Origin of the sequence: Aeromicrobium yanjiei (assembly GCF_009649075.1) — a bacterium.
Taxonomy (GTDB): domain Bacteria; phylum Actinomycetota; class Actinomycetes; order Propionibacteriales; family Nocardioidaceae; genus Aeromicrobium; species Aeromicrobium yanjiei.
Genome location: NZ_CP045737.1, coordinates 2,905,493 through 2,926,702, shown reverse-complemented (window position 1 = coordinate 2,926,702; position 21,210 = coordinate 2,905,493). Strand labels below are relative to the sequence as shown.

18 protein-coding genes are annotated in these 21,210 nt (G+C 71.1%); 13 read left to right on the top strand and 5 right to left on the bottom strand.

Going from position 1 to position 21,210, the window contains the following annotated elements:
* The first annotated feature begins 12 nt into the window (after window positions 1–12).
* The gene (locus GEV26_RS14310; protein WP_153654119.1) at window positions 13–759 is read left to right on the top strand and encodes a DUF3027 domain-containing protein; all 747 of its coding nucleotides are present in this window, start codon (window positions 13–15) and stop codon (window positions 757–759) included.
* Window positions 760–845: 86 nt separating this feature from the next.
* Window positions 846–2,414, top strand: coding sequence for an MDR family MFS transporter (locus GEV26_RS14305; protein ID WP_153654117.1), 1,569 nt, complete (start codon window positions 846–848; stop codon window positions 2,412–2,414).
* 85 nt (window positions 2,415–2,499) lie between these two features.
* Here GEV26_RS14305 and GEV26_RS14300 read toward each other — a convergent pair whose 3' ends face one another.
* Window positions 2,500–2,907, bottom strand: a complete 408-nt coding sequence (locus tag GEV26_RS14300; protein WP_243838768.1) for a DUF2530 domain-containing protein — start codon at window positions 2,905–2,907, stop codon at window positions 2,500–2,502.
* Between the two features lie 59 nt (window positions 2,908–2,966).
* Between GEV26_RS14300 and GEV26_RS14295 the strand changes: the two genes are divergently transcribed.
* The 3 genes from GEV26_RS14295 (at window position 2,967) to GEV26_RS14285 (ending at window position 6,066) form a co-directional block, all read left to right on the top strand.
* Window positions 2,967–3,983 (top strand): hypothetical protein, encoded by a 1,017-nt coding sequence (locus GEV26_RS14295; protein WP_153654116.1) that lies wholly within the window; start codon window positions 2,967–2,969, stop codon window positions 3,981–3,983.
* A gap of 75 nt (window positions 3,984–4,058) precedes the next feature.
* Window positions 4,059–5,498 (top strand): NCS2 family permease, encoded by a 1,440-nt coding sequence (locus GEV26_RS14290; RefSeq protein WP_153654114.1) that lies wholly within the window; start codon window positions 4,059–4,061, stop codon window positions 5,496–5,498.
* Between the two features lie 49 nt (window positions 5,499–5,547).
* Window positions 5,548–6,066 carry a gamma carbonic anhydrase family protein gene (locus tag GEV26_RS14285; protein WP_153654112.1) on the top strand — a complete coding sequence of 173 codons (519 nt, stop codon included), beginning with the start codon at window positions 5,548–5,550 and terminating at the stop codon, window positions 6,064–6,066.
* 18 nt (window positions 6,067–6,084) lie between these two features.
* Here the strand turns inward: GEV26_RS14285 and serC are convergent, their stop codons facing one another.
* Window positions 6,085–7,191 (bottom strand): phosphoserine transaminase, encoded by a 1,107-nt coding sequence (gene serC, locus GEV26_RS14280; protein ID WP_153654110.1) that lies wholly within the window; start codon window positions 7,189–7,191, stop codon window positions 6,085–6,087.
* 54 nt (window positions 7,192–7,245) lie between these two features.
* Here serC and GEV26_RS14275 point away from each other — a divergent pair, with 54 nt between their 5' ends.
* The 5 genes from GEV26_RS14275 (at window position 7,246) to GEV26_RS14255 (ending at window position 13,547) form a co-directional block, all read left to right on the top strand.
* Window positions 7,246–7,563, top strand: a complete 318-nt coding sequence (locus GEV26_RS14275; RefSeq protein ID WP_153654109.1) for a hypothetical protein — start codon at window positions 7,246–7,248, stop codon at window positions 7,561–7,563.
* 63 nt (window positions 7,564–7,626) lie between these two features.
* Window positions 7,627–9,435, top strand: coding sequence for a methylmalonyl-CoA mutase subunit beta (locus GEV26_RS14270; RefSeq protein WP_153654107.1), 1,809 nt, complete (start codon window positions 7,627–7,629; stop codon window positions 9,433–9,435).
* Window positions 9,432–11,615, top strand: a complete 2,184-nt coding sequence (gene scpA, locus GEV26_RS14265) for a methylmalonyl-CoA mutase (protein ID WP_153654105.1) — start codon at window positions 9,432–9,434, stop codon at window positions 11,613–11,615. The genes GEV26_RS14270 and scpA overlap by 4 nt, the downstream gene beginning before the upstream one ends.
* Window positions 11,616–11,628: 13 nt before the next feature.
* The gene (meaB, locus tag GEV26_RS14260; protein WP_153654103.1) at window positions 11,629–12,615 is read left to right on the top strand and encodes a methylmalonyl Co-A mutase-associated GTPase MeaB; all 987 of its coding nucleotides are present in this window, start codon (window positions 11,629–11,631) and stop codon (window positions 12,613–12,615) included.
* 140 nt (window positions 12,616–12,755) lie between these two features.
* Window positions 12,756–13,547: a transglutaminase-like domain-containing protein gene (locus tag GEV26_RS14255; protein WP_153654101.1), complete on the top strand. Its 792-nt coding sequence runs from the start codon at window positions 12,756–12,758 to the stop codon at window positions 13,545–13,547.
* Here GEV26_RS14255 and GEV26_RS14250 read toward each other — a convergent pair whose 3' ends face one another.
* The gene (locus GEV26_RS14250) at window positions 13,548–14,192 is read right to left on the bottom strand and encodes an NADPH-dependent F420 reductase (RefSeq protein WP_153654099.1); all 645 of its coding nucleotides are present in this window, start codon (window positions 14,190–14,192) and stop codon (window positions 13,548–13,550) included.
* A 307-nt stretch (window positions 14,193–14,499) separates the two neighbouring features.
* On the opposite strand from GEV26_RS14250, the gene GEV26_RS14245 reads away from it, so the two are divergent.
* Entirely contained in the window at window positions 14,500–17,964 is a 3,465-nt protein-coding gene (locus tag GEV26_RS14245; protein WP_153654097.1) for a glycosyltransferase, read from the top strand.
* A 69-nt stretch (window positions 17,965–18,033) separates the two neighbouring features.
* Here the strand turns inward: GEV26_RS14245 and GEV26_RS14240 are convergent, their stop codons facing one another.
* Window positions 18,034–19,140 carry a citrate synthase 2 gene (locus GEV26_RS14240; RefSeq protein ID WP_153654095.1) on the bottom strand — a complete coding sequence of 369 codons (1,107 nt, stop codon included), beginning with the start codon at window positions 19,138–19,140 and terminating at the stop codon, window positions 18,034–18,036.
* A gap of 36 nt (window positions 19,141–19,176) precedes the next feature.
* Here GEV26_RS14240 and pdxH point away from each other — a divergent pair, with 36 nt between their 5' ends.
* Window positions 19,177–19,821 (top strand): pyridoxamine 5'-phosphate oxidase, encoded by a 645-nt coding sequence (gene pdxH / locus GEV26_RS14235; RefSeq protein WP_153654094.1) that lies wholly within the window; start codon window positions 19,177–19,179, stop codon window positions 19,819–19,821.
* 131 nt (window positions 19,822–19,952) lie between these two features.
* Here pdxH and tagD read toward each other — a convergent pair whose 3' ends face one another.
* The gene (gene tagD / locus GEV26_RS14230) at window positions 19,953–20,420 is read right to left on the bottom strand and encodes a glycerol-3-phosphate cytidylyltransferase (RefSeq protein ID WP_153654092.1); all 468 of its coding nucleotides are present in this window, start codon (window positions 20,418–20,420) and stop codon (window positions 19,953–19,955) included.
* 113 nt (window positions 20,421–20,533) lie between these two features.
* Here tagD and GEV26_RS14225 point away from each other — a divergent pair, with 113 nt between their 5' ends.
* Window positions 20,534–21,208 (top strand): DedA family protein, encoded by a 675-nt coding sequence (locus tag GEV26_RS14225; protein ID WP_153654090.1) that lies wholly within the window; start codon window positions 20,534–20,536, stop codon window positions 21,206–21,208.
* The last annotated feature ends 2 nt before the right edge of the window (window positions 21,209–21,210 follow it).

Sequence of the window (21,210 nt, the reverse complement as noted above, 5' to 3'; positions counted from 1 at the left end):
CACAATTGACGAATGTCCAGTGATTCCCAGCTGTCCGCAGCCGTCGACATCGCCCGTGCGGCGGCCGACGGCGCTGCCGACGCCGGAGCCGTGGGCGATCACCTGCGGGTCGTCGAGGACGGCGAGCGTCTGGTCTCGCACCACTTCGCGTGCCTGATGCCCGGCTACGTCGGCTGGTACTGGTCGGTCAGCGTCTCGCGCGCCCCCGACAGCGATGTCGTGACGATCAACGACGTCGTGCTGCTGCCCGGTGACGACGCGATCATCGCGCCGGCCTGGACGCCGTACCGCGACCGCATCCGCCCGGGCGATCTGAGCCCTGGTGACGTGCTGCCGCCCGACGAGGACGATCTGCGACTCGTGCCCGCGTGGTCGGCCGGCGACGGTGAGGAGCAGACGCCTGACCGCTTCTTCGCCCGCGAGGTCGGCCTCGGCCGCGAGTGGGTCCTGTCGCTCGAGGGCCGCGAGATGGCCGCAGATCGCTGGCAGGGCGGCGACCAGGGACCCGACGCACCCATCGCCCAGCAGGCCGGGGGAGTGTGCCACTCCTGCGGATTCCTGGTGAGCCTGGCCGGCCCGCTGTCGGACCGGTTCGGGGTCTGCGCCAACGGCATGGCCAATGACGACGGCCGCGTGGTCTCGTTCGACCACGGGTGCGGGGCCCACTCCGGTGCCCGGCTCAGCCGCGCGGCGAGCGCCCAGGAGCTGCCGCCGCCGGTCTTCGACACGCTGACGCTCGACGAGGTCGACGGACTCTGACACGTACGCCCGACAGCCCCATGTGAGACTGCTCACGTGGGGCTGTCGCTATTGCGGACCCTTCGGCGCCAACGTATGGTTGCTGCATGCAACTAAGCACCGAGGCCGGCGCCGGCCGGGCACCAGCCGTCCAGGGCGAGCTGTCGCACCGCGAGATCATGGAGGTCCTGTTCGGCCTCCTCGCGGCGCTGTTCACGGCGATCATCAGCAGCACGATCGTGTCGAATGCGCTGCCGACGATCATCGCGGACCTGGAGGGCTCACAGACCCAGTACACCTGGGTCGTCACGGCCTCGCTGCTCGCCATGACCGTGTCCACCCCCGTGTGGGGCAAGCTCTCGGACCTGGTCAACAAGAAGGTCCTGGTGCAGATCTCGATCGTGCTGTTCGTGATCGGCTCGATGCTCGCGGGGCTGTCCCGCAACGTGCCCGAGCTGATCGCGATGCGCGTCGTCCAGGGCGTCGCGATGGGTGGCCTGACCGCCAACGCGCAGTCGATCATCGGCTCGATCATCCCGCCGCGCCAGCGCGGCCGCTACAGCGGCTACATGGGCGCGACGATGGCCGTCGCGACGGTCAGTGGGCCGCTGCTCGGCGGGCTCATCGTCGACACCCCCGGGCTGGGCTGGCGCTGGACGTTCTTCGTCTGCGTGCCGCTCGCGGTCATCAGCCTGGTCGTGCTGCAGAAGTACCTGCGCATCGCCACGGTGCGCCGCAAGGTCAACTTCGACTACTTCGGCGCGATCTTCATCGCGATCGCGGCCAGCCTCCCGCTGCTGTGGGTCACCTTCGCCGGTGACTCGTTCGACTGGGTCTCCTGGCAGAGCGCCGCGTACCTCGGCGGCACACTCCTGGCCGGCGCGATCGCGGTGCGGGTCGAGCTGCGTCACCCCGAGCCCCTCGTCCCGCTGTCGGTCGTCCGCGAGCGCACCACCGCGCTGGCGATCGTGGGCAGCGTCGCCGTCGGCATCGCGATGTTCGGTGGCTCGGTCTTCATCGGCCAGTACTTCCAGGTCGCCGGCGGTCGCACCCCCACCCAGGCGGGTCTGCTCACGATCCCGCTGATGCTCGGCTCGCTGGTCGGCACGATCGTCTCGGGCCAGCTGATCACCCGCTACGGCAGGTGGAAGCGCTTCCTCGTGATCGGCTCGGTCTCCCTGATCATCGGCTGCGGGCTACTCGCCACGATCGACCACACCACCCCGGAGTGGCACGCGATGGTCTTCATGGCGTTCCTCGGCATCGGCATGGGCATGCTGCTGCAGAACTACGTGCTCGCGGTGCAGAACACGGTGGACGTCTCCCAGGTCGGCGCGGCCAGCGCGACGGTCGCCTTCTTCCGCTCCCTCGGTGGCGCGGTGGGCGTCTCGGTGCTGGGCGCGATCCTCGCCTCGCAGGTCAAGGGCGACGTCACGTCCAAGCTCGCGGCGCTCGGGGTCGAGTCCTCCGGCGCGGGCGGCTCGCTGCTCGACGTCAAGAACTTGCCGCCGCAGGTGGCCGAGATCGTCCGCGAGGCGTACGGCGACGCGACCGGCACGATCTTCATGGTCGCCGCGATCGTCTCGGTGCTCAGCCTGCTCGCCGCGCTGCTGATCCGCGAGGCGCCGCTGCGCCTCACGGTCCGCAAGGACGCCGACGCCGACACCGACGCCTGACCCGCCCCGATCTGCGTACTTCTGCACCGTTTCCGCGAGGAATTCGGTGCAGGAGTCCGCAAATCTGGGCTGGGGGCGGGGCGGGTCAGTCGCCGGCGCGGCGGCGGCCGGGCTGCATGCGCAGGGCGTTGCGACGACGGCGGCAGTACTCGATGCCGATGCAGCCGAGGCCGAAGCCGGCGACCGCGGTCCACAGCCACCACGTGCGGCCGTTCTCCTCCAGCGTGCCGAGGAACGGCAGCAGGGCGATCGCGAGCACGCCCCAGGCGATCGTGCCGACCGTCATGGTGCGGACGCCGTCGACGTCCATCGGCTCGACCTCGGCGACGCGGTGCGTCGTCTTGCCGATCTCGAGCTCGGTGAGCTCGGGCCGGCCGAACTCATGACGGCGGGCGGCGCGCTCCAGCCGGGCGATCTCCCGGTGGCCCATCTTGCGCTCGATGGTCTCGGGTCCGTCGCTCTGGCGGATCGCCCACTCGTCCTCGTCGCTCACACGTTCACACTACCCGCCGCGATCATCGCGCCGGCTCCCTGCTGTCATGCTGGAGACCCATGAATCCGCGTCACCGTCGCCTCCTCATCCCGGGCCTCCTGGTCGCCCTGCTCATCATCGTGGTGGTGAGCTCGCTGGCCGACAAGGCCGGAGCCGCGACGTCCGGAGAGCCGGTCAGTCGCATCGCGGACGCGCGGATCACCGAGTCGAGCGGCCTCGTGATCGATCGTGCGGACGCTGACCTGGCCTACACGATCAACGACTCGGGCAACGCCGCCGCGGTGTACGCGGTGGACGTCCCCACGGGGCGGGTCGTCGGCAGCGCGACGCCGGCCGCGACCTTCACCGACACCGAGGCGCTGTCGGCTGACCGCGCGGGCACGCTCTGGGTCGCCGACACCGGCGACAACAACCGTCAGCGCTCCGACGTCGCGCTCTACTCGCTGCCCGCGTTCGGGCGTGAGGACGGGGGAGCGGTCAGCGTGAAGCGCTTCCCCCTCACGTACCCCGAGGGGCGCCGTGACGTCGAGAGCCTGGTCGTCAACCCCCGCACCGACGAGAAGTTCCTGCTCACCAAGGGGCTGCTCGGTGGAGAGGTCTTCGCCCTGCCCGACCGGCTGGAGCAGGACGAGCCCAACCGGGTGAGGGTCCTCGACGCCACGGTGCCGGGCATGCTCACCGACGCTGCGTTCACGCCGGACGGCGCGTACGTCGTGGCGCGCAGCTACTCGCGGGCGTACGTGCTCGACGCCCGCACGTGGAAGCAGGTGGACACCCTCGCGCTGCCCTCGGTGCGGCAGGGCGAGACGCTGGCGATGGAGCCGGACGGCCGCTCGATCCTCGTGGGCAGCGAGGGTGGCGACTCCCCGCTGTTCCGGGTCGCGTTCACCGCGCCGGTGCCCGAGGTGGAGCCGACCGAGCGCGCAGGGACGGCGCCCGCCGCAGGCGCTCCCGCCGCGCCCGACCAGGGACCGCCCGAGGGTGGCAACGGCTTCGCGGGAGCGACGTGGCTGTGGGCAGGCGTCGTCATCGCGCTGCTGGCGGTCATCAGTGCTGCCGCGACGAGGAGCCGCTAGCAGGAGGCAGTGTGCGAGCCGCGGCGCGGTTCTGGCATCATCCATCCGTTCACACCGGTCCGGAACGGGAGCCCCATGCGTCAACACATCGACAGCTACTTCAAGATCGGCGAGCGCGGGTCGACCGTCAGCCGTGAGGTCCGCGGCGGCGTCGTGACCTTCTTGACGATGGCGTACATCATCGTGCTGAACCCGCTGATCCTCGGCTTCGTCAAGGACGCCGACGGCCAGTACCTCGGCGGCGGGTCCGCCCCGGACCTGCCCATGATCGCGGCCACCACGGCCCTCGTCGCAGGTGTCCTCACGATCCTCATGGGCGTGGTCGCCAACTTCCCGCTCGCCCTGGCCGCGGGCCTCGGCCTGAACGCGTTCGTCGCGTTCTCCGTCGCCTCCCAGATGACCTGGGCCGACGCGATGGGGCTGGTCGTGCTCGAGGGCCTCGTGATCCTGGTGCTGGTCCTCACGGGCTTCCGCAAGGCCGTCTTCGACGCGGTGCCCCGAGAGCTCAAGACCGCGATCGCGGTCGGCATCGGCCTGTTCATCGCACTGATCGGCCTGGTCGACGCGGGCTTCGTGCGCACGACCGGCAATGCGTCCCCGCCCATCGGCCTGGGCACGGGTGGAACGCTGTCCGGCTGGCCCGTCCTCGTGTTCTGCATCGGCCTGCTCCTGATGATCGCGCTCCACGCGCGTCGCGTCCCGGGCGCGATCCTGCTCGGCATCGTCATCACCTCGATCCTTGCGCTCGTCGTGGAGAAGATCGTCGACGCCGGTCCGAGCGTCGTCGACGGCAAGGCGAACCCCAAGGGCTGGAACCTGAACGTCCCGGCGCTGCCTGACTCGATCGTCAAGAGCCCCGACTTCGGCCTGCTCGGTGAGTTCAGCCTGTTCGGCTCGATCGAGCGGGTCGGGATCGTCACGGTGGTCCTGCTCGTCTTCAGCCTCCTGCTCGCGGACTTCTTCGACACCATGGGCACGATGACGGCGATCGGCGCCGAGGCGGGGCTCAACGACGAGGACGGCGCACCCGCCGGCGCCCAGCGCATCCTGATCGTCGACTCGATCGCCGCCGCGGCCGGCGGAGCCGCAGGCGTCTCGAGCAACACGTCGTACATCGAGTCCGCCTCGGGCGTCGGCGACGGCGCGCGGACGGGTCTGTCGGCGGTCGTGACGGGCCTGCTGTTCCTGCTCGCCACGATCTTCACGCCGATCGTCGAGCACATCCCGAGCGAGGCCGCAGTGCCCGCGCTCGTGCTGGTCGGCTTCTTGATGATGACCCAGGTCGCGGACATCGACTGGCGCGACGAGGAGATCGCGATCCCCGCCTTCCTGACGATCGCCCTCATGCCGTTCACGTACTCGATCACCGCCGGCATCGGCGCGGGCTTCATCGCGTTCGTCCTGCTCAAGATCGTCAAGGGCAAGATCGGCCAGGTGCACGCCCTGATGTGGCTCATCGCGGCGCTGTTCGTGGTCTACTTCGCGATCGACCCGATCTCCCGCTGGGTCAGCTGACCCGGGGAGTCCTCGTCCGGGTGCGGTCGCACGTCGCTAGGTTGGCGTCATGCAGATCGCACTCGGAGACAAGGTCCCCCAGGTCGCGGACGGCGCGTGGGTCGCGCCGACCGCCGTGCTCGCCGGCTCGGTCGTCATCGGCGAGGGCGCGAGCATCTGGTACGGCGCAGTCCTGCGCGCCGACAACGAGCCCATCACGATCGGCGCCCGCAGCAACGTCCAGGACAATGCGGTGTTCCACGTCGACAAGGGCAAGCCGGTCGTGCTGGGCGAGGGTGTCTCGGTCGGCCACGGTGCGGTGATCCACGGGGCGACCGTCGAGGACCACGTGCTCGTCGGCATGAGCGCCACGATCATGAACGGCTCGGTCATCGGCGCCGAGTCGCTCGTGGCTGCCGGGGCGCTCGTGCTGGAGGGCACGGTCGTGCCGCCCCGCTCGCTCGTCGCCGGCGTGCCGGCCAAGGTGCGTCGCGAGCTGAGCCAGGCCGAGATCGACAAGCTGCACCACAACGCCGCGATCTACGAGGAGCACCGCGACCTCCACCGCGCCGGCACGACCCTCGCCTGACCCGCCCCGCCAGTCGGGCTAGAGGTTGTCGACGACGTAGTCGATGCAGCGGGTCAACTGGGTGACGTCCTCGGGCTCGATCGCGGGGAACATCGCGACCCGCAGCTGGTTGCGACCGAGGCCGCGATAGCTGTCGACGTCGACGATGCCGTTCTCGCGCAGCGCGGCGGTGACGGCCTCCTGCGCGACCCCGTCGAGGTCGATCGTGCCCACGACCTGCGAACGCTCGGCAGGCGCGGTGACGAACGGCGAGGCGTACGTCGAGGCCTCGGCCCACGCATAGAGGCGTGAGGACGAGTCCGCGGTGCGGGACACGGCCCAGTCGAGCCCACCCTTGCCGAGCAGCCACTGCACCTGCTGCTCCATGAGGAACAGGGTCGCGAGCGCGGGCGTGTTGTACGTCTGGTTCTTGCGCGAGTTGTCGATCGCGACGGGCAGGTCGAGGAAGCCCGGCACGTGCCGACCGCTCGCCTTGATCCGCTCGGCCCGCTCGATCGCCGCCGGCGACATGAGGGCGATCCACAGCCCTCCGTCCGATGCGAAGCCCTTCTGCGGGGCGAAGTAGTAGACGTCGGTCTGCGAGACGTCCACGGGGAGCCCGCCGGCACCGGAGGTCGCGTCGACCAGGACGAGGGCGCCCGGGTCCGCGTCGCACACGCGCTCGATGGGCAGCATGACGCCGGTCGAGGTCTCGTTGTGCGCCCAGGCGTAGACGTCGACGCCGGCCGTGGCGTGGGGGAGCGGGTGGGTCGAGGGATCGCTCTCGAGGATCTCGGGGTCCTGCAGGAACGGAGCTGCCGCGACGGCGGTCGCGAACTTGCGGGAGAACTCGCCGTGCACCAGGTGCTGTGCCCGCTTGTCGACCAGGCCGAACATCGCGGCGTCGAAGAAGGCGTGCGAGCCGCCGACGCCGAGCACGACCTCGTAGCCGTCCGGCAGGGAGAACAGGGTGCCGAGCCCCTCGCGGAGCCGGCCGACGAGGTCCTTGACCGGTGCCTGGCGGTGCGACGTGCCCATCAGGGAGGTCCCGGTCGCGGCGAGGGCGTCGAGGGCCTCGACGCGGACCTTCGACGGACCGGACCCGAAACGTCCGTCCTTCGGCAACAGCTCGGCGGGAATCTTCACCCGTCCAGTGTCTCAGCCCGTCGCCACGTGGGGCGTGCCCGTAGGGTCGGCGGCATGTGGACATGGGTGGACGGGGCCGAGGACATCGTGGTGGAGGGCGGCTTCGCCGTCGGCGACGAGGTGGCGTGGACCGGGCTCTCGGACGACTTCGCCGAGCTGCTGCCCCAGCTGCCCGACGGGCTCGACGTCGAGGTGACGAGTGCGGTCGACGACGACGGCGACGTCGAGATCGCCGGCACGGTCGGGCGCATCGTGATGCTCACCGGACGGCGCCGCACCGTCGCGCACGAGATCGGCGGCACGCCGGCCGAGCACGTGCAGGTGCTCGACATGGCGGGCTTCCTGGTGCAGCTCGACGAGGACGCCTCGTAACACTGTCGTCACATACGTCACATTGGGTGGCCGGTGCCGGGCGGGGTTCGTACGATGCCCCCTATGGCATCTGACGGCTCGACAGTCGACGTCCCGCTCTCCGAAGGGCTGGAGCACACGCAGCAGGAGTGGGAGCAGGCGACGGCAGCCGTCCTTCGCAAGTCCCGCCGGCTGTCCGACGACGCGGCCGACAGCGACGTCTGGTCGACGCTGGCCACGACCACGCTCGACGGGATCGTGGTCACACCCCTCGGCACCCCGGCGCTGAGCGCTGACGTCCCCGACGGCGGCCTCCCCGGGCAGGCGCCCTTCACGCGTGGTGCGGTCGCGTCCCGCGAGCTGGACGGCTGGGACGTCCGCGCGTGGTTCACCGATCCCGATCCCGAGCGCACGGCACGCGACGTCGTCACCGACCTCGAGAACGGCGTCAACTCGCTCTGGATCTCCGCCGGCACCGGCGGCGTCCCGCTGGACGCCCTGGGCCGCGTGCTCGAGCCGGTCTTCCTGGACCTCGCGCCGGTCGTCCTCGACGCCCCGTTCGAGCCGGTGGAGGCGGCGCAGGCCCTCGTCGACGTGATCGGCGACAAGGGCGTGGACCCCGCCCCGGGCACGAGCCTCGGTGCGGACCCGATCGGCGCCGCGTTCCGCGGCCGCGGGGTCACCGACCTCGACGTCGCGGTGCAGGTCGCCCGTCTGGCGCAGACGGTCGGGGCGCGCGGCATCACGGTCGACGCGACGGCGGTGCACGACGCCGGCGCCTCGGACGTCCAGGAGCTGGCCTACTCGCTCGGCGCCGGGGTGACGTACCTGCGCCTGCTGGTCGACGCCGGCCTCGACGTCGACACCGCAGCCGGGCTGATCGACTTCCGCTACGCCGCGACCGACGAGCAGTTCCCGACGATCGCGAAGTTCCGCGCAGCCCGCCGCCTCTGGAACCGCGTGGCCGAGCTCAGCGGCGTCACCTCCGCTGCGGCCGGGCAGGTCCAGCACGGGGTCACCTCCCGCCCGATGATGGCCAGGTACGACCCCTACGTGAACATGCTCCGCACGACCGTGGCCTCGTTCGCGGCCGGTGTCGGTGGTGCCACCTCGGTGACCGTCCTGCCCTTCGACGAGCCGCTGGGCCTCCCGGAGCCGTTCAGCCGCCGGATCGCCCGCAACACGTCCAGCCTGCTCATCAGCGAGTCGCACGTCGCGGCGGTCACAGACCCGGCCGGCGGCTCCCACGCGGTGGAGAAGCTCACCGACGACCTCGCCCGCGCCGCATGGGCGCTGTTCGGCGAGATCGACGCGACCGACAGCCTCGACGCCGCGCTGTCGCTCGTGCGCGGCAAGGTCGAGCAGACCGTCTCAGAGCGCGCGCTCGCGATCGCCAAGCGCCGCCGCCCCATCACGGGCGTCTCGGAGTTCCCCAACCTGGACGAGCAGCTGCCCGAGCGCCGTCCGTACGCCGAGCCCCTCGAGGTGCACCGCTACGCGGGCGAGTTCGAGGCGCTGCGTGACGAGCCGACGAGGCAGCCGGTGTTCCTCGCCTCGATGGGACCGATCGCGGCCCACACCGCGCGTGCCACGTTCGCCGCCAACCTGCTGGCCGCCGGCGGTGTGAAGACCGTCGTCGCCGGTGCCACCGACGGCCCCGACGACGTCCTCACGGCGTACGACGCGGCGGGCAAGCCGTCCGTCGTGTGCCTCGTCGGCAACGACGCGGCGTACGAGCAGTGGGGCGCAGACCTCGTCACGGCCCTTCGCGGCGCCGGGGCGACGTACGTGATCCTGGCCGGCAAGGCCGACGTGGGTGCCGACACGACCATCGCGATGGGGCTGGACGCACTGGCCTTCCTCCGTTCGATCCGAGAGGAGCTGGGAGCATGAGCATCCCGGAGAGCTTCAGCGACCTGCCGCTCGATCCCGAGCAGCCGTACGAGCCCGACCCCGAGACGTACGCCCGCGCGACTGACGGCGCCGAGCCGTGGGCCTCGCCCGAGGGCATCGAGGTCGAGGGCCTCTACACGCCCGCGGACCTCGAGGGCCTCGACGCGCTCGACACCTATCCGGGCCTCACCCCGTTCCTGCGCGGCCCCTACCCGGCGATGTACACGACGCAGCCGTGGACGATCCGCCAGTACGCCGGCTTCTCCACCGCGGAGGAGTCCAATGCGTTCTACCGCCGCAACCTCGCGGCCGGGCAGAAGGGGCTCTCGGTCGCGTTCGACCTGGCGACCCACCGCGGCTACGACTCGGACAATTCGCGCGTCGTGGGCGACGTCGGTATGGCCGGTGTCGCGATCGACTCGATCTACGACACGCGCAAGCTGTTCGAGGGCATCCCGCTCGACGAGATGAGCGTGTCGATGACGATGAACGGCGCGGTCCTGCCGGTGCTCGCGCTCTACATCGTCGCGGCCGAGGAGCAGGGCGTCCCGCCCGAGAAGCTGTCGGGGACCATCCAGAACGACATCCTCAAAGAGTTCATGGTCCGCAACACCTACATCTACCCGCCCGCGCCGTCGATGCGGATCATCTCGGACATCTTCGCGTACACCGCGCAGAAGATGCCTCGGTTCAACTCGATCTCGATCTCGGGCTATCACATCCAGGAGGCCGGGGCGACGAACGACCTCGAGCTGGCGTACACGCTGGCCGACGGCGTCGAGTACATCCGGGCCGGCCTCGACGTGGGCCTGGACATCGACGCGTTCGCACCGCGCCTCAGCTTCTTCTGGGCGATCGGCATGAACTTCTACATGGAGATCGCCAAGATGCGCGCCGCGCGCGCTCTCTGGGCGCAGCTCGTGGCGGACTTCAACCCCAAGAACCCCAAGAGCCTGAGCCTGCGGACGCACAGCCAGACGTCGGGCTGGTCGCTGACCGCGCAGGACGTCTACAACAACGTCGGGCGCACCGCGATCGAGGCGATGGCCGCGACCCAGGGACACACGCAGTCGCTGCACACCAACGCCCTCGACGAGGCGATCGCACTGCCGACCGACTTCAGCGCCCGCATCGCGCGCAACACCCAGCTGCTGCTGCAGCAGGAGTCCGGCACGACCGACATCATCGACCCGTGGGGCGGCTCCTACTACGTCGAGCGCCTGACCCACGACCTCGCGAACCGCGCCTGGGCGCACATCCAGGAGGTCGAGAAGGCCGGCGGCATGTCCAAGGCCATCGAGGCCGGCATCCCCAAGATGCGCATCGAGGAGGCTGCCGCGCGTACGCAGGCGCGGATCGACTCGGGCCGGCAGGCCGTGATCGGGGTCAACACGTACCGGCTCGCCGACGAGGATCCCCTCGACGTGCTCAAGGTTGACAACAAGGCGGTCTACGCCTCGCAGATCGCCAAGCTCGAGCGGCTGCGCGCCGAGCGCAACCAGGACGACGTCGACGAGGCGCTCGCGGCGCTGACGCGCAGCGCGGAGCGTGGCTCGGCCAGCGACGGATCGCTCGACGACAACCTGCTGACGCTCGCGGTCAATGCGGCCCGCGCCAAGGCGACGGTCGGCGAGATCTCCGACGCGCTGGAGAAGGTCTACGGACGTCACCAGGCGGTCATCCGTACGATCTCAGGTGTGTACCGCACCGAGGCAGGGCAGGCCGACAACGTCGCCAAGGTCATCGAGGCCACCGACGAGTTCGAGCAGGCCGAGGGCCGTCGCCCCCGCATCCTGGTCGCCAAGATGGGCCAGGACGGGCACGACCGCGGCCAGAAGGTCATCGTCACGGCGTTCGCCGACATGGGCTTCGACGTCGACGTGGGCCCCCTGTTCTCGACGCCCGAGGAGGTCGCCCAGCAGGCGATCGACGCCGACGTGCACATCGTCGGCGTGTCCTCGCTGGCTGCGGGTCACCTGACCCTGCTGCCCGCGCTCAAGACGTCGTTGGAGGAGCTCGGCCGTCCCGACATCATGGTCGTCATCGGCGGCGTCATCCCGCCCGACGACGTCGAGACGCTCAAGGACATGGGCGCGGCCGCGGTGTTCCTGCCGGGCACGGTCATCGCCGACTCGGCACTGGACCTGCTCGACAAGCTGCGCACGACCCTGCAGTCGTGAGCGGACAGCGCTGATGGTCGACGTCGCGGAGCTCGCCGACGACGTGCGCGTCGGCAAGCGCGCGGCCATCTCGCGGGCGATCACGCTGGTCGAGTCGAGCCGCGGCGACCACCGCGCCGAGGCACGGGAGCTGCTGAGCCTGCTCAGCGATCCCGAACACGGCGGTGGGATCGGCGGCGCGATCCGGGTCGGCATCTCGGGCGTCCCCGGAGTGGGCAAGTCGACCTTCATCGAGGCGCTCGGCACCCACCTGATCGACGAGGGACACCGCGTCGGCGTGCTCGCGGTGGACCCGTCCAGCGTGCGTACCGGCGGCTCGGTGCTGGGCGACAAGACGCGCATGGCGAAGCTGTCGGTCACTCCCGACGCGTTCATCCGCCCGTCGCCGAGCGCGGGCACCCTCGGTGGCGTCGCGCGGGCGACGAGCCAGGCGATGACGGTGCTGGAGGCCGCGGGGTTCGACGTCATCCTGGTCGAGACGGTCGGGGTGGGACAGTCCGAGATCACCGTCGCGGGCATGGTCGACACCTTCTTGTTCCTGACGATCGCGCGAACGGGTGACCAGCTCCAGGGGATCAAGAAGGGCATCCTGGAGATCGCGGACGTCGTGGCGGTCAACAAGGCCGACGGCGACCGGGCGCAGGAGGCCGAGGGGACGTCGCGCGAGCTCGCCGGCGCGTTGCGGCTCGTGTACGCCGGGGGGACCGGGTGGGTCCCGCCCGTGCTGAGCTGCTCGGCGCTCGAGGGCACCGGCATCGACACGGTGTGGGCGCGCGTCATCCGTCACCGCGAGTTCATGGGCACCCGTGGGCTGCGCGAGAAGCGGGCGCAGCAGCAGCTCGACTTCACCTGGGCGCTCGTGCGCGACGAGCTGGACCAGCGCCTGCGCACCAACCCCGCCGTCGCGGCGATGCGCGAGGAGATCCGCGAGGCGGTCCTGTCCGGCGAGCTGCCCGCCGCGGCCGCCGCCGACAGGATCCTCGAGGCCTACGACTCCTGACCCGATCCGCGACTGGCGCAACCCGATCCGGGACTGGCGCAAGGTGAAGGAAGTGGGACGGCGTGTCGTGCGCAACTGCGCCACTCGCGGGGAGGTGTGCGCCACTCGCGGGGAGGGCGGGATGTGAAACGATCGGCTTCGTGAAGCGATCAGTGACGGCCCACCTCGAGCTCTACCTGCACGGCGAGGCCGACCTGATCTTCTCGATCGCGGTCGCGGAGGGCAATGACTGCGACGAGACCCTCCAGATCACCTCCGGCGGCAGCCCGCTCGAGGCGCACGTGGTCGCCGGACGGCACGGCACGCGGCTGCACCGCCTGACCGGTCGCCCCGGACCGATGGTCATCGACTACTCCGCCGAGGTCAGCGGCCAGGCACCTCTGGCGCCGGTCGAGGAGCTCGACATCATCGAGTACCGGCGTCCGAGCCGCTACTGCGAGTCCGACACCCTCTTCGCGACCGCTCGCTCGGAGTTCACGGGCCTCGAGGGCAAGGAGCTGCTCGACGCGGTCAGCTCGTGGGTCGGGGACCGCCTGACGTACGTCCCCGGTGCCAGCCAGCCGACCGACGGGGCCGTCGCGACGATGCTCGCCCGGGCCGGGGTGTGCCGGGACTACGCCCACCTGGTGGTTGCCCTGCTGCGCGCCCTCGACATCCCCGCGCGCCTGGCCTCGGTCTACGCGCCGGGGCTGTTCCCCATGGACTTCCACGCGGTCGCCGAGGCGTACGTCGACGGGGGCTGGCACGTCGTCGACGCCACCGCTCTCGCGCCGCGGAGCTCGCTCGTGCGCATCGCGACAGGTCAGGACGCGTCCGAGACCGCGTTCCTGAGTCAGCACGGCGCCGCGGTGGACCTGCGGTGGATGGCGGTCAGCGCCGTCGTCGACGAGCTTCCCCGCGACGACCTGTCCCGGCTGGTCCCGCTGCGCTGATCAGCCCTGGCCGCGCTGCGCAGACGCCGCGGCCTCGCGCAGCTGCTCCGCGGTCATCCGCGGACCGTAGGCGGGGGTGCCGGGCTGCACGCGCCACCCCTCGGCGAGAGGTCCGAGGTCGACGACGTCGAACCCGATCTCGTCGATGAACGTGGACACCGCGGCCTTGGCGTCCGCGTCGTCGCCCGCGATCGCGAGAGCCCGGCGGTCCGGGGTGCCGGCGGGTGTCGCGTGCTCGGAGAGGTGGGCCGCGCTGATGTGGTTGAACGCCTTGACGACGTGCGCCCCGACCAGACGGTCCTGGAGCAGCTCGGAGCTCGTGGTCGACTCGTCGTCGAGCCCTGCCACCTGCCCGTCGCGCTGCGGGTAGTAGTTGGTCGTGTCGATGACGGTCCTGCCCGCCAGCGGCTCGACCGGGACGGTCGCGATCGCGTGGAAGGGGATCGTCACCACGACGAGATCGCCCGCCGCGGCGGCCTCCGCAGGCGTGGCGGCCCGGGCGTGCGGGCCGAGCTCGTCGACGAGCCCCGCGAGTGTCTCGGGTCCGCGCGAGTTGCTGAGCACGACGTCGTGGCCGTGTGCGGTCGCGGCGCGAGCGAGCTGGCTGCCGATGAGGCCTGAGCCGATGAGTCCGATGGTGGTCATGTGGATGGAACCCCCGCTCGTCCTCAGACATTCCGCCCTGCCGAGCCGGCGGACGCGACCCGACCCGGAAGGACTAGTGACGACTAGTTCCAAATAACTAGTCACATCCCGAATGTCAAGACTGCACTTTCCCTCCGCGGTCCGCTACTTTTCATGCGAGAGACACAGGACGCACCAGCGTCGCGGGGTCGGCCGTCTCGGGGGGATGGCCGACCCCTCTGCCTGTCCAGGGGCCCGTCGCCGGTTGTGTACGCTGATCGGAAACGATGTGGGGGTCCTAGTGGCATCGGGCAGAAGGCTCAGGAGCGTGGTGCGCCGCGTCGAACGATCAGCGCCATCAGAGCTCCAGCCGCTCGTCGACTCCAGGCTCGTCGACCCGTGGTACTACTCGCTCCAGACCGGCAGGTCGATGGACGCGCACGAGGCCGCACGGCACTACCTCGACGTCGGTGCCGCCGAGGGGCTGCTGCCCAATCCGCTGACGGACGTCGAGGCGACCGGGCTGGCCCCGGACGCCGTCGCGGCCGCCGTGCGGGACGGGTCCGCGCGGCTCTTCCCGGTGCGGCCGCTGCTCGACGACGTCGCCCTCGTGGCGGACGCGGTGGGAGCGGCCGATCACCCCGGAGGACCCGTCGGCTTCTATCTCGAGCACGCGCACGCCGGTGCGCCCGTCCCCCAGCTGGGCACCCGCAGCTGGAGGCGTTTCGTCGCCCACCGTCAGCAGCAGGGTGACGCCCTTCGCAGGATCGTGAAGTCGGGGCTGTTCGACCGCGACTACTACGAGCTCCAGGCCGGGCGCACGTTCCTGTCCGGCACGGCTGCGGTGTGGCACTTCCTCGAGATCGGCGAGTCCGCAGGGCTCACCCCCCAGCCCCTGTACGACCGGCTCTGGTACCGAGGGTCCGCGAACGCCCACATGCCGCTCAAGTTCGCGAGCTTCCTGCGGACGGGCCAGGTACGCGGGGCCGCCGGGCCGCACTTCGACGGCACGACGTACCTCGAGCGGCGTCCTGAGGCGGCGGACCACGTGGGCGGGCCCCTCGGCCACTTCCTCGAGCACGCGGACGAGTCGACGCCCACGGTCCCCGCCCCGGCCTCCGGGATCGAGCCCACCGAGCTCGGCGCGCTGGTGGCCACGATGCGTCGCGTCGCCGCCGACCTCGGGGAGCAGGAACGGATCGCGCGCCGTCCCTCCACGACGTACGCTCGCTGGTGGCTCGACGCAGCCGTGCCCGAGGCGGGCGATCCGACGGTCCCGGTCGCGATCGTCAGCGATGCGCGTGAGTGGACGAAATGGAGGCCCAAGAACGTCGACACCGTCCTGCGCCAGGAGCATCCGCGGTGGACGCTGCGCGTGGCGGTGGACGCCGGGCAGCCCGTGCCGCTGTCGCTGGCCGAGCTCCACGAGGGAGGGCGCGTCGTCCTGGTGGAGACGACCTCGACGTCGTGGGCCGAGCGCGTCCACGACGTCCTGTCGACCGCGGACGAGCCGTGGGCCTGCTTCTGGCAGCCCCAGGAGGCCTGGTCGCCGCACCACCTCAGCGGCCTGCTGTCCGGTGTCGCCGACGGCGTCGGCGCGCACGCCGCGACCGTCGACAGCGGCACCGGGGAGGCCAAGGACACCGGGCCGCTCTGGCGGGCCGAGCTCCCCGCCCGCGACACCCTGCTGTGGGACCAGCCCCGCGGACTGGCCGGGATGTTGTTCCCGACCGAGCAGCTCCGTGCGGGTGATGGTGCCTTCCGGGCCGAGGCCGAGGACCAGTACGGCTGGGACCACCTCCTGCGCAGCGACCTGCCGAGCACGTTCGTCCCGTTCGTCGCGGTGCGCGGGTCCGATCTCGGCGCGCTGCCGCTGACCCCGGGGCTGCGCAGCACGCACGAGCACGTCATCCGTGCCGAGCACATCCTGGACTGGCCCCTCATCGAGCAGCAGGTCGCCGAGCGCGTGCCCGGCCGGGTCTCGATGCTGATCCCGGCCTTCCGCGACCGCCTGCTCGTCCGGGCCGCGGTCGAGCACGTGCTGGCCCACTCGCCGGCCGACATCGAGGTCGTCGTGGTCGACAACGGCTCCGACCGCGACCTGACGTCGGTGTTCGCGGGGACGTTCGCGGGCGATCCGCGGGTGCGGATCAGGCGACTGCCGCGCAACACCAACTTCGGCACGGCGTCCAACGTCGCCTTCGCCGAGTCGACCGGCGAGGTCGTGGTGTTCCTCAACAACGACACCGAGGTGCAGGCGGGCTGGCTCCCGCCGCTGGTCGAGGCGCTGGAGGGCCCCGACGTTCTCGGCGCCCAGCCGCTGCTGCTCTACGGGGACGGCACGGTCCAGTCCGCCGGGACGGTCTTCAACGGTCCCGACAGCATCCCCGGGCACCTGCTCGCAGCCCATCCGGTCGAGGACGTGAAGCCCGAGATCGACCTGCGCTTCCCGGCCGTCACGGCCGCCTGCATGGCCGTACGCGCCGACGTGCTCGCGCCGTCCCGCGGCTTCGATCCCGTGTTCGCCAACGGGATGGAGGACGTCGACCTGTGCCTGCGCCTCGCTGAGGAGCGCGGAGGCAGCTTCGTCACGGTGCCCGCGTCCCAGGTGGTCCACCTGGAGAGCAAGTCACCCGGTCGCTTCGCCCGGGTCGAGTCCAACCGGCTGCGGCTGCTCGACCGCTGGCACGGTCGGCTGCCCACCCCGGACACGTCCCAGTGGGAGCAGGCCGGCTTCGAGGTGCTGCGGCTCGCGGTCGACGCGGGCCTGCCCCAGACGGGACGGCGTACCGCGGTCAAGCCCGTGCTGCGCCGACGCGCCACGGTGGTCGAGAGCGGACCGGCCGCGGGGCTCCCGCGCCTGCGCTGGGCGATCAAGAACCCAGCCACCTGGGGCCCGCTCGGCGACGTGTGGGGCGACACCTTCTTCGCGGGCGACCTCGCCCACGCCCTGCGCCACTGGGGCCAGGAGGTCGTGGTCGACCGCCGGCCCGCTTTCCAGCGGCCGGGCAGCGACGACCACGACGACGTGACCCTGCTGCTGCGTGGACGCGTCCCGTGCGCCCCCCTGCAGGGAGCGACCAACGTGGTGTGGGTCATCAGCCATCCCGACGAGGTCCCGGTCGAGGAGCTCGCCCACGGCTACGACCTGGTCTACGCCGCGGGCGTGCCCTGGGCCGAGCACATGAGCGCGACGGCCGGGGTCGAGGTGCGGCCCCTGCTGCAGGCCACCAACCCCGACCGGTTCAGGCCCTCGGTGGGTGCCGCGGACGTGGGCGGCGCCCTGTTCGTGGGCAACACCCGCGGCCACATGCGCCAGATCGTGGGCGACGCGATCGAGGCCGGGCTCGACCTGCGGCTGTACGGCCGGGGGTGGGAGGCGTTCATCGACGAGTCGCACGTCGCCGCGACGTACCTCGACAACGTCAACCTGGCTCCTGCCTATCGGGCCGCGCACGTCGTGCTCAACGACCACTGGGAGGACATGGCCCGCAACGGCTTCTTGTCCAACCGGCTCTTCGACGCCGCCGCGTCCGGCGCGCGCATCGTCTCGGACCGGGTGCCGGGGCTGGAGGAGATCTTCGGTCCCTCGGTGCAGACGTACGACTCGCTCGAGGACCTCAGCGACCTCGCGAGCGCCGATCTGCACCGGTGGCCCAGCCAGGACGAGCTGGACGCCAATGCCGTGGCGATCGCGTCGCGGCACTCGTTCGTGGAGCGGGCCAGGGTCCTGCTCGCCGACGTGCTCGACGTCCGGGGCGTGGCTCACTCGTTGCACGAGCTCGCGAGATAGCCCGCTGGGAGTCGCCCGACATGCCAAGCGCCCCGCTCGACAGGTCGAGCGGGGCGCTTGGGGGGTGGCTCAGGCCTTGGCCCAGTCGGGGTTCCAGCCCTCGACCTCGTCGGCTCCGCGCGAGGCGGGACCGGTGTAGATCGCGGACGGTCGGATCAGGCGTCCGGTGCGCTTCTGCTCCAGGATGTGTGCGCTCCAGCCGGCCGTGCGCGCCGAGGTGAACATCGCGGTGAACATGTGCGGGGGAATCTCGGCGTAGTCCAGGACGATGGCGGCCCAGAACTCGACGTTGGTCTCCAGGACGCGGTCGGGGCGACGCTCCTTGAGCTCCTTGAGCGCCGCCTCCTCCAGCGCGATCGCGACCTCGGCACGCGGGGCGTTGAGCTCCTTGGCCGTACGTCGCAGGGTGCGGGCGCGGGGGTCCTGGGCGCGGTAGACGCGGTGGCCGAAGCCCATGAGCCGCTCGCCCTTGTCGAGCAGGTCCTTGACGTACTTGGTGGCGTCGCCGGACTTCTCGACCTCCTCGATCATCGTCAGCACACGGGCCGGGGCGCCGCCGTGCAGCGGGCCCGACATCGCGCCGACCGCACCCGAGAGTGCGGCAGCTGCGTCGGCACCGGTCGAGGCGATGACACGGGCCGTGAACGTCGAGGCGTTCATGCCGTGCTCGGCCGCCGAGACCCAGTACGCGTCGATGGCCTTGGCGTGATCGGGGTTGACCTCACCCCGCCAGCGCGTCAGGAAGCGCTCGGTGATGGTGCCGGCCTTGTCGACCTCGCTCTGCGGGACGAAGGGCTGTCCGACACCGCGAGCCGCCTGGGCGACGTACGACAGGACCATGACCGCGGCGCGGGCGAGGTCGTCGCGCGCCTGGGCGTCGTCGATGTCGTACAGCTGCTTCATGCCCCACGCGGGGGCGGTCAGTGCGATGGCGCTCTGCACGTCGGCGCGGATGTCGCCGGAGTGCACGGGGATCGGGAACGGCTCGGCCGGGGGAAGACCGGGCTCGTACGCCCCGTCGACCAGCAGGCCCCAGATCTTCTCGAAGGGGACGCGACCGACGAGGTCGTCGATGTCGACGCCGCGATAGCGAAGCGCAGACCCTTCCTTGTCAGGTTCGGCGATTTCACTCTCGAAGGCGATGACGCCCTCGAGTCCGTGATGGACTTCAGTCATACGCTGCATTCTGCCCTGCGCGGATACGTTGTACACATGGAGACACCCGATCTCGCCCGGATGCGTGAGGACTACGCCCGCGCGGGCCTCGACGAGACCGACGCAGGGGACGATCCGCTGGCCCTGTTCGGACGCTGGCTGGACGACGCTCTGACGGCTCGCCTGTACGAACCCAATGCGATGGCCCTGGCCACGGCGACCCACGACGGACGTCCCTCGGTGCGGATCGTCCTGCTCAAGGGCATCGACGAGCGCGGGCTCACGTTCTTCACCGGGTACGAGTCGCGCAAGGGCTTCGAGCTCGCCGAGAACCCGCGCGCCGCCGCGACGATGCTGTGGCACCCGCTCCAGCGCCAGGTGCGGATCGAGGGGGCCGTGAGCCTGCTCGACGAGGCGGAGTCGGATGCGTACTTCGCCTCCCGACCGCGGGGATCGCAGATCGGTGCCGTCGCGTCGCCGCAGTCACAGCCGATCGCGAGCCGCGCCGTGCTGGACGAGCGGGTCGCCGAGGCCGAGCGCACGTTCGAGGGCCGCGACGTCGAGCGTCCCCAGGTCTGGGGCGGTTACCGCGTCTCGATCGAGTCGATCGAGTTCTGGCAGGGACGGCTGGGACGCCTGCACGACCGCATCCGCTTCACCGAGGTCCCGGGCGGCTGGGTCCGCGAGCGCCTCGCCCCCTGACCCCCAACCCCAACCCCAACCCCAACCCCAACCCCGCCCAGATTTGCGGGCTCCTGCACCGAATTCTGCCCGCAAAGCGTGCAGAACTCCGCAAATCTGGGCGGGGCGGGGCTGGGCTGGGCGGGGGGGGGTCAGGTGAGGTCGCGGTAGTGCTCGAGGAGCCGGCTCATGACGGCCAGCGCCTCCTGCATCTCGGTGATGTGCTGGGGATCGAGCACGCGGAGCATCTGCTTGATCTCGGTGCTGGAGATGCCGTCGGTGCGGGGGAGGTAGACGACCTCGCACAGCTCCTTGAGGTCGTCGAACTTGCCGCGCCAGTCGTCGCCGATCGCGAAGACGTCGACGTCGTGCTCCTTGATGTCGGAGACCTTCTGATCCCACGACGTCTCGGGGATCACCAGGTCGACGCCCTTGATGCTGGCGATGATGCGAGCGCGGTCCTCGTACGACACGACGGACGTCTTGCCCTTGCCCGCGTTGAACTCGTCGGTGGACACCCCGATCACGAGGCGGTCGCCGAGCTCGGCGAGCCGGTTGATCAGGTTGAGGTGACCGATGTGGAACAGGTCGAACGTCCCGTAGGTCAGCACCGTAGTCATGGGGCGAGCCTACTCACGGCGGCGTGCAGCCGGTCGGTACCTGTCGGGCGGAGTTCACCTCACGGCCATCCGGGCGCCGGTGGGGGTACGCCTCGGCCTCGCAGGCTCGGACCATGACCGGAATCGCCCTGACACTCGGGCTGGGCCTTGCCCTCGCCTTCGCGGAGTCGGGACTGGGGCTCGGGATGCTCCTGCCCGGCGAGACCGCCGTCGTCGTCCTCGCCGCGGGCCTGGACACGCCGGCGGAGCTGATCCTGCTCGGCCTGGCCGTCGCGGCGGGTGCGAGCCTCGGCGACCACGTCGGGTACGTCCTGGGTCGCCGCTACGGCGACGCCCTGCGCGACACCCGGGCGGTGCGACGGCTCGGCCGACGCCACCTCGACCACGCGATGGACCTGCTGCGCCGCCGAGGTGGCACAGCTGTGCTCCTGACGCGCCTCGTCCCCGTGGTCCGCACCCTCACCCCGGCCGCGGCGGGCGCGTCCGGCCTGGAGTACCGCCGGTTCGCCGTCGCCTCCGTCGCCGGCTCGAGCCTGTGGTCCGCGGTCTACGTGGGCGGAGGGACGGTCGTCGCCGGGCTGGTCGGCGCAGCCACCGATGCGTTGGGCCGTGCGGCCTGGCTGTTGCTGGTGCTGGTGGGCGTCGGCGTGCTGCCGGTGCTCCTGGTCCGCGCCGCGACCGGCGTCCGCCCCGGGCGAGCGGCTCCGGACACCGCGTCCCTCGAGCGGGCGACGGGCGTCCTCGCACGACCGTCCCTGCAGACGCTGGTGGGGGAGCCGCTCGTGTGAGA